Raw genomic sequence first — 13,183 nt, forward strand, 5'->3', positions numbered from 1 at the left:
CAGTACGGTTGCGCTTCTCGGCTACCTCTCCCTTCCGCTCGCTACGGTTCTGTCAGGTACTCTTGGACTTCCTGGTCTTAACGACTGTCCTTCATCTGCTGCTGCACGGACAGACTCAGCTTGCCCAGGTCTTCCTTGCCCAGCAGCGGCAACTGGGCCAGCAGGCTGGCCAGCGTGGAACTGCCTGTCACGTCCAGCTCGGACGACTGCACCAGCACCGTGCCGGCGCCCGTGAAGTCGATCTGCTTTTCCTCGCCCGACAGGCTGAAACCCGTCAGGGCGCCGACAGCCGAAGCCCAGCCCTGCACGTGGGCGTAATCGTAGTGGTAGGACGGGCTGGGACAGTCGGCCCAGCCCAGCACGGCCTGCTCATCGACGCGGCAAGGCAGCTCCAGGAAATGCACGGGGCCGTTCGACGAGGCGATCACCTTGCCCGTGCCTATCATGGTCAGGTAGCCGGGCAGGGTCGATTCCTGGCAAATCACGTCCTTCGTAAAACCCAGCAGGTTCTTCGCGCGGATGGTCATGTTGGCGTTGTCCAGGTCGTAGCACGCCAGGTCGTTGCCGTTGTCGCCCAAAATCAATTGGCCCTGGCCTTGCGCCACGACAAAGTGGTGTACGTATTTCGGTGCATTGAAGGCATTGCGCACGATCAGATCGAGCACGCTGCTGCCCATGGCTTCGAAGCGCAGCTCGCCATAAAAGGCGATCATCTTGCCCTTGCGAAGGAAGATCTGTTCCTTGACGTCGATGACATACGCAAAACGGTTCAGGTTATCGTTCTTCGGCAAGGTATCGGGGTTGTAGATCGTCATGGCTTACCTTTCGCTCGCTTGGATGTAGACCGTGCCCTGGCCCGTGAACTTCACCTGGTAGGATTCGCCGGACGCCTGGCCGACGAAGGTTTTCCAGTTCAGGTCCGTGACGATGGTCGAGCCCAGCTGGCCCGTGTGGCCGATATACGCTTGCGGGTCGACAAACACGGGCACGTCCGGCGTGACGGGCAAGCCGATGGCGTTACCATCCGACAAAATCGCCACCTCGCCCGTGCCTTGCAGGGTGGTGGTAAACAAGCCCTGGCCCGTGGCCATGCCGCGCACCACGCCCTGCACGCCGCCCTGGTTGCCAAGGAACATGGTGCCCGCCGTCAGGCGCGCATCGAAGGCCAGCAGGGAGTCGCTTTCCACATAGAACGTTTCGCCCCGCACGGGGACGATGCTGACGAACAGGCCGCCCTGCGCGTAAAACACGCTGCCCGTGCCGCGCGCCGACATCAGGGCGTAGCCCTCGTTCGTGACGGCGCGCATGGCCAGGCTTTGCACGCCCTGGCCCGCCAGGAAGGAGCGGCTGAACGCCACGTCGCCCTGGTAGGACACCATGGCGCCCTTGCGGGCAAATACTTCTTCATTGCCGAGTTTGACCTCGAGCATCTTTTCATTGATCTGCTGATAGACAGGCATCGCGGGTCCTCGCTGATTTAACGTTCGGCGGGCTGGATGAACACCACGCCCTGGCCCGTGAATTTGTGCTGGTACGATTCGCCCGAGCTCTGGCCGATCATGGTGCGCCAGTTGACATCAAAAACGAATTCCTGGCGGATATCGCCCTTGAAGCCGACGAAGGCGTCCGGGTCCACGCGCAGCGGGTGGGCCGGCGTCACTTCCAGCATGATCAGGTTGCCGCGCGAAATGACGGCCAGGTTGCCGTGGCCTTCGACGGTGGTGGAAAACAGGCCCTGGCCGGAACTGGCGCCGCGCAGGCCCGCAAAGGCCGTGCCCGTCTTCAGGCTCGTGTCGTAGGCCAGCAGGCTGCTGCTTTCGATGGTCAGCTTTTCGCCGGCCAGCGCCATGACGGTGATCTCGGCCGCATTCTGCGCGAAGAAGACGGTGCCCGTGCCGGCGGCCTGCATCACTTGCATGCCTTCGTTCGTCACCTTGCGCTTGAGCGCGCCAAACAGGCCCTCGCCGCCCAGCAGGGATTTTTCAAACTTGATGCTGCCCGTATAGGCGACCATGGCGCCGGCGATGGCCAGCACTTTTTCATCCTGCAGGCGCACTTCCAGCAGGCGGTCGGTATTGGTGCGGAAACTGGTCACGCGCGACTCCCCAAGAATGCCAGGGCACAAAGCCATGGCTGTTCGACAAGATACCGGGGCGATGTGCGCCGCGCAAGCGCTATTCCTCCCGGACGGGGCCATCCATCAAAAAAGGCGTGCCCGGAGGCACGCCTTGCGTTCAGCGCGCTGGCCGTTTAATCGGCCAGCACCGGCTTGCTGCCGCGCGCGTCCTGGAACAGCGGCACGGGATCATCGGTATTGACCTCGACCACCGTCACGCCCTGCACCACGCCGGCCACCTGGTAGCCGACGGCGCCCAGGTGGCGCTTGCCTTCGGCCAGGTTGGACCAGCTGAGCGAAACGGAAGCCGTGCCGCCTGTGAAGGCCGTGCCCGGCATCAGCGCCTTGAAGCCGCCGTTGGACAAGCCCGGCGCCAGCACCCACGACGACAGGGTGTAGTTGGCCTGGCCGTTTTGCGGCGCATAGCCGATCAGGCACACCTTGTAGGTGCCGGCGGCGGGCAGGCGCAGTTCCACTTGCTCGTTGGAACTTTGATTGCCGCTGCTGCCGACGAGCACATTGGCAGCGTTGTAGACCTCCATGTCCAGGTCGGTATTTGCGCCGCCCGTCGTTTCCGCGTCATAGGTGGCGAAGCGCGCGGCCAGGGTGCCGGCCGGGATCACCACGTTGTGCGCATTGACGCCCGTGCCGCCGCCAGCCTTGCAGGCGGCCGAGGCGGCGGCGCCCGTCGATGCCTGGCCGATCGTGCGCGTCTCGCGCACGGCTTCGACGAGGCCCGACTTGACGCCGACCAGCGCGCCCGTGAAGCCCGTGCCCAGGGTCAGCACCTTGCTGCCCGTGGCCGCTTCGCTGCTAACCAGCGGAATGACGGCCAGCGTCGTGCCGCGCGCCGTCAGCGGGCTGCGTACCGTGTGCGTGCCGTCGCTCCAGCTCAAGGCGCCGTAGACCCAGGTATTGGCCGGCGCCGTGGTGCGCGTCAGCTTGACCTGGAACTGGCCCTTGGCGCCGGGCGCCAGGTTCAGGCTGGCCGGCGTCACCGCCACCGTGTAGCCGGGCAGGCTGGCCGAGGCGTTGTAGACGGCGCTGCTGCTGCCCACGTTCGTCACCGTGCGCGTCAGGGTCTGCGTGCCCAGCACGTTGGCCGCCGTCAGCGATGCCAGGTTCAGGTTGTAGGCGGCGATGGTGCCGATGGCCTGGCAGGTGGCGGCGCTGTAGACCTTCAGGTTCAGGCCGCACAGGAAGCGCGCATAGTCGATTTCCGACACGTCGTACACGAGGCCCGGATCGGCCGCGCCGTTCGGCGCGATGTGGCCGGCGCCCTGGCCCCACGGCAGCTGGCCCGACGTCTTCGCCGTGGCATCCCACGACACGGAACCGTTCAAGCCGTCGGAATACGTGCTGAACGCCGTCGTCATCAGCGCCGACTTGATGGCCGCGGGCGACCAGTCGGGATGCTGCTGCTTGAGCAGCGCCGCCACGCCGGCCACGTGCGGGCTGGCCATCGAGGTGCCGGAATAGAAATCCCACTCCGCCGCCGGCGCCGCGCCACCCGCCGCCACGGCGTCGCGCTGCGCCTGCGTCAGGTCGGCCGTCACGCCGGCCAGCACGTTGGTGCCCGGCGCCGACAGGTCCGGCTTGAGGATATTCGCGTTGGCCACGTTCGGCCCGCGCGAGGAACGGTCGCTGACGATGGGCGCCACCACGCTGGTGTCGGGGATGGTATGCACTTCGCCCAGGGCCGCCGTACCGTCCGGGTTGGCCGCCATGTAAGCTTTCAGGGCGTCGCCCTGCGCCTGCGCCAGGTGCACCGTCGACAGCACGTGCGCCTGGTTGATGATGGTGTTAGCGCCGCCGGCCACGTTGGCGATGATCACGCCCGCCGCGCCTGCCGTCTTGCCGTTGGCGCTCTTGTTGACCAGCACGTTGCCGCCACGGTCGCAGACGAGCACCTTGCCCTGCACTTTCGCCGGGTCCAGGTAGGCCGAGGTGGCGTCGGCCGCGCCGTAGCAGCGCAGCAGGTTGACGTCCGTCGGCGACACGCCCGCCAGGCCCGCGTCGCGCGAGCGGATCAGCAGGCTGGCCGGCGTGTTGGCATTGCTCGATGCGCCTTCCAGCCGCGTGCCGTTGCCGAGGATGGCATTGGCCGCGTACAGGCGGTTGTGGGTGGAATTGGCCACCGTCGCCAGCCACGGGCTGATATGCGACACGGGCGCCGGCACGTCGGGCGCCGGCGTCGAGGGGCCGGAGTTGCCGCCCGAGGTGGCGACGAACACGCCCGCCGCCGCCGCGCCCAGGAAGGCCACTTCCGTCGGCTCGTCGAAGGCGCCGCCGCCCGCGTTCGGGCCGATGGAGAAGTTGATGACGTTGACGCCATCCTTCACGGCCTGGTCGATGGCGGCCACGCTGTCGGCCGTGGCGCAGCCGTTGCGCCCCGTCGAGGCGGCCGTCCAGCAGACCTTATAGGCGGCGATGCGCGCGCGCGGCGCCATGCCCGACGCCTTGCCCAGCGAGACGCCATTCGACGTGGCCGGCGTGCCATTGTTGCCGCCCGCCGTAGACGCCGTGTGCGTGCCATGGCCGCCGTGGCCCGTCGGGCCCGCCACCGAGTCGCGCGGCGAACGGAATTCCGTCCAGTGCAGGGCCGCGCTCGAGGCGCGGTAGTAGCGCGCACCGATCAGCTTATTGTTGCAGTTGTCGGCGGAAAAGCCCTCGCCCGTCTGGCAGGTGCCCTGCCAGCTGGCCGGCGGCGCGCCGTACACGACGTTGCTGCCGCTGTGGCTGGGCACGCCGTTCTCGTCGAGGCGGTCGGCAAAGGCCGCGTTCTCGGGCCAGATGCCGCTGTCGACGATGCCGATGATGATGTCTTCGCCGGCGTGCGCCTTGCCGCCCAGCTGCTCCCAGATGCCGCCCGGCTTGTCCAGGCCCAGGAAGCTGGGCGTGTAGCTCGTGTCGAGTTGCAGGATGGAATCGGCGCTGATGCTGGCCACGCCGCTGTTTTTCTTCAGGGCCCGCACTTCATCGTCCGTCAGCAGGGCGGAAAAGCCGTTGAAGACGACGCTGTACTGGTGCGTGATCTGCGCCGCGCTGACGGTTTCGGCCACGGCGGCCTGCTTGGTGTCGAGGTAGTTCAGGTAAGCCTGCACATCGGCGGCGCCCACATTGATGCGCGCCCCTGGGGCGGGCTTGGTGGCGGCCAGGCCGTCGACCTGGCCCGTGTAGGTGGCGGCGGGCTTGTCGACCAGTTGCACGATGTAGGAACGGCGCTCCTGCGCCTGGGCCGTGTGGGCCAGGCCGGCGGCCAGCAGCAGGATGGCGAGCGAGACGGGACGTAGTTTCATCTCACGCTCCTTGCACGGTGGCGTTGACGGCGGCCTTGCCGGCGCGGCGGCGCGACAGCGCGCCAAGGGCGCCCAGGCCGGCCAGCATCAGCGTGTAGGTCGACGGTTCCGGCACGGCGCTGATGTTGATGTTGTCGAGCGCGAACTGGCCCTGGTTAAAGGCGGGGAAATCGAGGGAATTGCTGCACACGCCCGTGTCATTGAAGATGCAGGCATTGAAGGTCAGGCCCGTGAAGACCTGGCTGCTGAAGCTGCTCAGCAGGGAAGCGCTGTGGAAATAGTAATTGCCATCGCTGCCCTGGCCGGGAAACGCCAGCGAGGTGCTGATCACCTGGCCATTGCGGAGGGTACCGCTCAGCTGCAGCTGGCCCCAGTTCATGTCCGGCAAGCCCGTGATGGGGGCGATGAAGGAATAGTCGAAGCCGGCCAGGGTGAATGCCTGGTGGTCGGCACGGGAAAAGTTCACGCCGCCATCGTTGAGGATGGCCAGGTAGTTGCCGGTGGCGCCCTGCGGGCAGGCGGCGATGTCGCACGACGACGTCACGCGGCCATCGAGGATGGCGCCCACGCCGCTGACGCCGCCGCCGGCCGCCGTGGTCGGGTCGGCCAGGAACAGCAGGTTGTAGCTCGAGGTATTGAGGGTCTGGCCGCTTTCATAGATATCGGGGCGCAAGTTGTCAAAGCTCAGGACATCGGCCGTGGCCGACGCCGAACCCAGCAGGGAAAGCGCGGCGAAGGCGGCAAGCACGGTGGCGCGGCCGCGGGTAGCGGATGGAGTGGCGGCAGCGGGGGATACCCGCGCGGCATGCGATAGACGGTTCATTCTATTCCCTTGATTGTTGTGGATAGAGAGGTCGGCAGGTCTGGCGCCCGCTTTCAGCTTTTTCACAAAAGTGTCAACGAATATAGCAAATTGCATAAAATAAATAACATATTTTTAATATCATTTATTTATTTTTTATCTAACTCTGCGAAACTTTGTTTCGTTTCAGCTATGAAAATTTGAGCAAACTCAACGTTACATATGAACAACAATTTCCCGCTTCCCCAGCGTGCGCGCCGGCACGGCGGGCCCACTTCGGATAAGCTCGAAAACCGCGCCGGGGGCCGGCGCAGTCCCGTACCGTCACATCGCGGTACACCTGTTCCATCCTGGAACACTCGCGCCAGCTCCCGCTGCCCGCCCGGCGCGCCCGCGCCCTCCCCATGGCGGTGGCATGAAGATTGCACGACATCGGCATCGACCGTGCTCAGGGAGCTGCATCATGGAACACTATCAATTGGGCGCCCGGGCGCCTGCGCGCCCCCGGCCGGGACGCGCCGTACTGCTGGCATGCCTGCTGGCGCCGGCCTTTTTCCTGCTCGCCGCCAGGCTGGACCTGTCCGAACGGCTGGGGCGCGCGCTGCTGGACCAGGAACACTGGCAGCTCGACGAGCTGGCCCTGAGCCTGCTGCTGCTGGCCCTGGCGCTGGCCGGCTTCGCCGTCTGGCGGGGCCGCCAGGTGGCTGCCCTGCTGGCGCAAAACCGCGCCCTGACGCAGCGCCTGCTGCGCGCCCAGGAAGACGAACGCTGCGCGCTGGCGCGCGAGCTGCACGACGAGGTGGGACAAAACTGCACGGCCATCCGCGCCGCCGCCAGCTACATCCTGCGCGCGCGCGACGGCGACCAGGCGAACGTGCAAGCCTGCGCCGCCAGCATCGCCCGCTCCTCGGAAGCGCTGCATGCCATGGTGCGCAGCATGCTGCGCCGGCTGCGCCCGCCCGTGCTCGACAGCCTGGGCCTGGAGCCGGCCCTGCAAGCCCTGTGCGACAGCTGGGCGCAGCAGCACGGCATCGCCTGCCACTTCGCGCCGCAGGCCATTCCCGCCGATCTCGAGGACGGCACGGCCATCGCCATCTACCGCCTGGTGCAGGAAGGCTTGACGAACGTGGCGCGCCACGCCGGCGCCGACCGCGCCACGGTGGAATTGCGCGCCGATGCGCACGGCAGCCTGCACCTGGCCATCGAGGACAACGGCCACGGCTTGCGCCAGGGCGCGACACAGGAAGGAGGCTTCGGCATGCTGGGCATGCGCGAGCGCGTGGCCGGTTTGCGCGGCCATATCCACTGGATCAGCGCGCTGGGCCGGGGCTTGCGCATCGAAGTGGCGATGCCGCTGGCGGCCGGCGCGCCACGGTGCGCGGCATGAACGCGGCCATGCAGACGCCCATGCACGCGGCCATGCGGCCCATCCGCGTGATGCTGGTGGACGACCACCCGGTGGTGCGCACGGGCTACCGCCGCCTGCTGGAACAGGGCGGTGACATCGCCGTCGTGGCCGAGGCGGGCAACGGCGAAACGGCGTACGGCTTGCACCAGGAACAGCTACCCGACGTGTGCGTGACGGACCTGTCCATGCCCGGCATCGGCGGCCTGGAATTGCTGCGCAAGCTGATCGCCCGCGATGCCGGCGCCCGCGTGCTCGTCTTTACCATGCACGACACGCCCCAGCTGATCGCCCGCGCGTTGGACGGTGGCGCCTGCGGTTTCGTCAGCAAGCAGGCCGACCCGGAACACCTGATCGCGGCCGTGCGCGCCGCCCACGCGGGCCGGCGCTACCTGGACCCGCACAGCGCGCCCGGCATGCTGCAGGGCACGGCCGGCATGGAAGCGCAGCGCTTGAGCAGCCTGAGCCAGCGAGAATTCGAGATCTTCCGCCTGCTGGCCGAAGGCCACAGCGCCGCCGACTGCGCCCGCCTGCTGCACGTGAGCAGCAAGACGGTGGCCAACCACCAGACCTGCATCCGTGAAAAGCTCGACGTGGCCGGCCCCGCCGCCCTCGTCCACCTGGCGCTGCGCAATGGCATTATTGAAAGTACCCACCCTTAAAACGCATAACGCACGCCCACATTCACGCTGCGCGGCGCGCCGGGCGCATAAAAGGTCGCGTTGACCATCGGATAGTCGCCATTCACTGCGGGCAGCGGCCGGGCGGCGAAATTGCCGCTGGCATCGAAGCCCGTCGCGCCCAGCTGGGCCGCTGTCGCGTACTTGCGGTCGAACAGGTTGTTCACCTGGGCAAACACGCTCAGCTGTCGCGTCAGCTGGTACTTGCCGTTCAGCTCGACCACGGCGTAGCCGGCGCTCTTGCCCGGTCCCAGGTAGGACGGGCCGCCCGCCTGGTGCGCGTTGTTTTCATTGCCGCGCGCATAGGAACTCGACACGGCCGTCATGGCCAGCCCCACCGTCCAGTCGCGCCCGCCCTCGTAATCCACGTGCGCCTTGAAGATATGGCTGGGCGTCAGCGGTATCCGGTTGCCGGGCGTGATGACGATATTGCCTTCCAGGCCGGGCGCCTGCGCGTCGCTGCTGCTGTTGGCGCTGCCGTTGACGAGCTCCCGGCTTTGATATGTCGCCTGCAGCCACGTGTAATTGACGCCGAAGTCCAGCGCGCCCGCCTTGCCATCGAGCGCCAGTTCCACGCCCTGGTGGCGCGTCTTGCCGAAGTTTTTAAAATAGCCGAACCCCGCCTGGTTGTCGGCGACGAACAGGATATCGTCGTGGTTTTCCGCGCGGAACACGCCCGCGCTCCAGCGCGCCACGTCGGCGAACTTGCCGCGCAGGCCCGCTTCCCACGTCTTCGTCACCACCTGCTTCAAGGGCGGATCGCCGGCCATGGCATTGGGCAGGCGGCAGGGGTTTTCCGGGTCGGCGCAGCCCAGTTCGATGGCCGTCGGCGTGCGGCTGCCTTCGTTGTAGCCGAGATAAGCGCTGGTGCCGCCGGCCGGCGCATAGGCCAGGCCGATGGCGGGATTGAAGCGGCTGAAGCGGTGGTCGCCGTCCAGCGAGCCGCTGCCGCTGCCGCCGCCGGGCGTGATGGCGTCGCGGTTGCGCACGGTGCTGCGGTTGTAGCGGCCGGAGACAGTCAGGGTCAACGCTTGATTCAACGCCATGCTGTCGCTCGCATACACGCTCCACGTGCGCATGCGCCCGCTCAAGTCGACGCGGTTGTCCACGGGCGTGCCGTCATCGTCGATTTCCGTGCCGTCGGCAAAGAAATCGACGGGCGTGATGCTGCGGTCCGGGTTCAGATAGCCGAACTGGCTCGTCTGGCGGAAGGTGGCATGGCTGGCATCGAAGGCAGCGCCGGCCGTGACAGCATGGCGCGCTCCCGCCACGTCGGCCAGCGCCGTGAGCTGGCCCGTAAAACCATAGTTTTCCTGCTCGGTGTGGCTGCGGTTGAGCATGCCGTTGCATTTCTCGGCCGGCTCGTCGTGCAGCAGCACGTTGGCGATGCAGCGCCATTTCGGGAACGGCGTATTGCTTGCGTTCGCCCCGCTGGCGGGAAAGCCCGTGTAGCCAGCCGCCGCCAGGGCTGCCCGCTCGGCCGCGCCGGGCTGGTAGACGGACTGGTCGAGCGACTCGTCGTTCAGGTCGCCGTTCAAGGTGTGCGTGTCGATCTTGCGGTAGTACACATTGCCGGAGAGCAGCAAGCCCGCGCCGGCCTGGTGCTTGCCCGTCAGGTTCAGCAGCGTGGACTTGTTCTGCGTCAAGTCCGGCTTGGTGTAGACGCTGCGATAGTCGCGCGCCAGCAGGCGCTGCTCCTGCAAGCCGTTGCCCGTCAGCGCATTGTCCGCGTGGGCCACGGTGACGGCGATATCGGTGCGCGCATCGCTCCAGCCCAGCTTGCCGAACAGCTGGCGCACGTCGGACGGCGAATCGTCGCGCCAGCCATCTTCCTTGAACCGATTGCCCGTCACATACCAGTGCCAGCCCTGCGCATTGCTGCCGCCATGCTCGACCTCGACGCCGCGCCGCTGGTCGGTGCCCAGGCGCGCCTCGATGGCCGTGCCGGGATTGCTCTTGCCATCCTTGGTCTGCAGGGCCAGCGCGCCGCCCAGGGTATTCAAGCCGAACAGGGGATTCGAGCCGGGCATCAGGGTCAGCGATTCGATGGCCATGCGCGGGATCAAGTCCCAGCTGACGACGTCGCCAAACGGCTGGTTCAGGCGCATGCCGTCCAGGTAGACGGACAGGCCTTGCGGCGTGCCCAGCAGCGGTGACGCCGTGTAACCGCGGTAGCTGACGTCGGGCTGGAAGGGGTTGTTCTGCACGTCGTTCACATAGACGCTGCCCAGGTTGCGGCGCAGGAAAGCGGACAGGTCGAGCGCGCCGCTGGCGGCGATCTGCTGCGCGCTGGCCGTCTGCACGGGCGCGGCGATGGCATCGCGCGGCTGCTCCACGGTAGGCAGCGGCATGCTGCCCGTGATGATGACGGTGGGCAAGTCGCCCGAGGTGGCCAGGTTCGCGGCCGGGCTGGCGTCGGCGGCGTGCGCCTGGCACAGCGCCATGGCGGCGGCCGCGAATAAAGTCAGTTTCATGCGTATCCCCGTTTTTATAGTGGTTTTATTACTGTCCAGTATCGGACAGCCACCGGGCGATGGGCTAGGGAAAAACTCCCGCCGTGCTGGGAGCTAGCGCTGCAAGGGCAGATAACTCTGTTTGAGCTGGCGCAAGACGAAGCTCGATTTACTGTGGCGGATGCCGGGAATTTTATACAGGCGCTCGCGCAACAGGCGTTCGTAGTCGCGCGTGTCGCTCACGGCAATGCGCAGGTAGTAATCGTAGTCGCCGGACACAAGAAACGCTTCCAGCACTTCGGGAATCATGGCCAGCGCGTGGCCGAACTCGAACAGGGCCTGGTCGGAATGGTCGTCCAGCGTGACTTGCACGATGACGGTATCGGCCAGCCCCACCTTGGCCGCGTTGACGTTCACCGTATAACCCTCGATGACGCCATCGTCTTCCATGCGCTTGATGCGCGCCCAGCACGGCGAGGACGTCAGGCCCACCCTGGCGCTCAGTTCGTGCAGGCTGATGCGGGCGTCCTGCTGCAGGGCCGTCAGGATGGCGAGGTCGAATTTATCCAGCTTCATTCTGTCATATCCTTATTTCACAGCAAATTTTGCTGAATACTTCATTCTATACGAGAAAACCAGCAGCCTTTTCTGCCGCATCAGGCAGAAAATAGGCACATGAAACCCGACCACGCCGCCCTCCTCGTCCCGCCCTCCGATTCCCCCACGCCACGCAACGGCGCCAGCATCCTCATCGATACCCTGCTGGCGCTGGGCGTCGACACCGTCTTCGGCTATCCGGGCGGCGCCGTGCTGCCCCTGTATGACGCGCTGCACGCCCAGCCCCGCTTGCGCCACGTGCTGGTGCGCCACGAGCAGGCGGCCGTGCACGCGGCCGAAGGTTACGCGCGCAGCACGGGCCGGCCCGGCGTCGTCTTCGTCACCTCCGGCCCCGGCATGAGCAATACCACCACGGGCTTGCTCGACGCCCTGTGCGATTCGATCCCCGTGATCTGCATCAGCGGCCAGGTGGCCACCACCAGCATCGGCACGGCCGCCTTCCAGGAATGCGATGCGCTGGGCATTTCGCGCCCCGTCACCAAGTGGAACCGGCAAATCCGCACGGCCGACGAAACGGCGGCCGTCGTGCGCGAGGCCCATGCGCAGGCCACGCAGGGCCGGCCCGGCCCCGTGCTGGTGGATTTTCCCAAGGATCTGCAGCTGGCGCCGGTGCAGGCAACGACGGTGCCTGCCCCCGCCACGCGGTCAGCGCTGCCGCTGCCGGAGCCAGCCGACCTGGAGCGGGCCGCCAGCCTGATCGCCGCCGCGCGCCGGCCCGTGTTCTATGGCGGCGGAGGCCTCGTCAATTCCGGCCCCGCCGCCTGCGCCGCCTTTGGCCAGCTGGTGAAACTGGCGGCCGCGCCGTGTACATTAACCTTGCTGGGCCTGGGCGCCTTTCCCGCCTCGCACCCGGCCTTCCTCGGCATGCTGGGCATGCACGGCACGCTGGAAGCGAACCTGGCCATGCACCATGCGGACCTGATCGTTTGCGTGGGCGCCCGCTTCGACGACCGGGTCACGGGCCGCCTGGACGCCTTCTGCCCGGGCGCGAAAATCATCCACGTCGATATCGACCCGGCATCGATCGGCAAGGTGGTGCGCGCCGACGTGGCCCTGCGCGGCGATTGCGCCCCCGTGCTGGCCGCCCTGCTGGAACAGCTGCGCGGACGCTTGCTGGCGGACCGCCAGCCGTGGTGGCAGCGCATCGACGGCTGGCGCGCGCAGGACTCGCTGGCGTTCGACGACACGCCCGACGTGATCGCGCCGCAGGCGCTGATGCGGCGGCTGCAAACGGCCTTGGGCGGCATCGACGCCATCGTCTCCACCGACGTGGGCCAGCACCAGATGTGGGCGGCGCAGCATTTGCGCTTCGAACAGCCGCGCCGCTGGCTGACGTCGGGCGGCGCCGGCACCATGGGTTATGGCTTGCCGGCCGCCATCGGCGCGCAGGTCGCCCACCCGGACAAGTGCGTCGTGTGCGTCAGCGGCGACGCCTCGATTTTGATGAATATCCAGGAACTGGCCACGGCCGTGCAGCACCGCCTGCCCGTGAAAGTCGTGCTGTCGAACAATGGCTACATGGGCATGGTGCGCCAGTGGCAAGAGCTCATCCACGGCGGGCGCTACAGCCACAGCTACACGGAAGCCCTGCCCGACTTCGTCGCCCTGGCGCGCGCCTTCGGCTGGCAGGCGCACACGGTCAGCCGGCGCGAGGAGCTCGACGGGGCGCTGGCGGCCTGCCTGGCGTCCGATGGCCCGTACTTCCTCGACGTGCGCGTGCATGGCGTGGAAAACTGCTTTCCCATGATGGCGCCAGGTGCGGGGCACCATGAAGTGACCTTGCGCAAAGGTGTCGTCTACACCGAATAAA

At 66.9% G+C, this 13,183-nt stretch carries 10 protein-coding genes; 3 read left to right on the forward strand and 7 right to left on the reverse strand.

Annotated features, from left to right (window positions below):
- Positions 1–77 precede the first annotated feature (77 nt).
- From AC07VL_RS02595 to AC07VL_RS02615, 5 genes are all read right to left on the reverse strand, one after another.
- Positions 78–815, reverse strand: coding sequence for an AIM24 family protein (locus AC07VL_RS02595; protein ID WP_494804492.1), 738 nt, complete (start codon positions 813–815; stop codon positions 78–80).
- A gap of 3 nt (positions 816–818) precedes the next feature.
- The gene (locus AC07VL_RS02600; protein WP_494804493.1) at positions 819–1,460 is read right to left on the reverse strand and encodes an AIM24 family protein; all 642 of its coding nucleotides are present in this window, start codon (positions 1,458–1,460) and stop codon (positions 819–821) included.
- A 17-nt stretch (positions 1,461–1,477) separates the two neighbouring features.
- A complete protein-coding gene (locus tag AC07VL_RS02605) occupies positions 1,478–2,095 on the reverse strand; it encodes an AIM24 family protein (RefSeq protein WP_494804494.1) in 618 nt (205 codons plus the stop codon).
- 155 nt (positions 2,096–2,250) lie between these two features.
- Positions 2,251–5,415 carry a S8 family serine peptidase gene (locus AC07VL_RS02610; RefSeq protein ID WP_494804495.1) on the reverse strand — a complete coding sequence of 1,055 codons (3,165 nt, stop codon included), beginning with the start codon at positions 5,413–5,415 and terminating at the stop codon, positions 2,251–2,253.
- Between the two features lies 1 nt (position 5,416).
- The gene (locus tag AC07VL_RS02615) at positions 5,417–6,238 is read right to left on the reverse strand and encodes an NF038120 family PEP-CTERM protein (protein WP_494804496.1); all 822 of its coding nucleotides are present in this window, start codon (positions 6,236–6,238) and stop codon (positions 5,417–5,419) included.
- A gap of 442 nt (positions 6,239–6,680) precedes the next feature.
- Here AC07VL_RS02615 and AC07VL_RS02620 point away from each other — a divergent pair, with 442 nt between their 5' ends.
- On the forward strand, positions 6,681–7,604 hold the full coding sequence (locus AC07VL_RS02620; RefSeq protein WP_494804497.1) for a histidine kinase: 924 nt from the start codon (positions 6,681–6,683) through the stop codon (positions 7,602–7,604).
- The gene (locus AC07VL_RS02625) at positions 7,601–8,284 is read left to right on the forward strand and encodes a response regulator (protein ID WP_494804498.1); all 684 of its coding nucleotides are present in this window, start codon (positions 7,601–7,603) and stop codon (positions 8,282–8,284) included. Before AC07VL_RS02620 ends, AC07VL_RS02625 begins: the two co-directional genes overlap by 4 nt.
- Here the strand turns inward: AC07VL_RS02625 and AC07VL_RS02630 are convergent.
- Complete coding sequence (locus tag AC07VL_RS02630; RefSeq protein WP_494804499.1) at positions 8,281–10,776, reverse strand: TonB-dependent receptor; 2,496 nt, start codon at positions 10,774–10,776, stop codon at positions 8,281–8,283. The two genes, AC07VL_RS02625 and AC07VL_RS02630, sit on opposite strands and share 4 nt — an antisense overlap.
- 93 nt (positions 10,777–10,869) lie before the next feature.
- Complete coding sequence (locus AC07VL_RS02635; protein ID WP_101483722.1) at positions 10,870–11,331, reverse strand: Lrp/AsnC family transcriptional regulator; 462 nt, start codon at positions 11,329–11,331, stop codon at positions 10,870–10,872.
- A 99-nt stretch (positions 11,332–11,430) separates the two neighbouring features.
- On the opposite strand from AC07VL_RS02635, the gene ilvB reads away from it, so the two are divergent.
- Complete coding sequence (gene ilvB / locus AC07VL_RS02640) at positions 11,431–13,182, forward strand: biosynthetic-type acetolactate synthase large subunit (protein WP_494804500.1); 1,752 nt, start codon at positions 11,431–11,433, stop codon at positions 13,180–13,182.
- Position 13,183: the final 1 nt, after the last annotated feature.

The sequence above is a fragment of the Janthinobacterium sp. GW821-FHT03C08 genome (assembly GCF_059420905.1).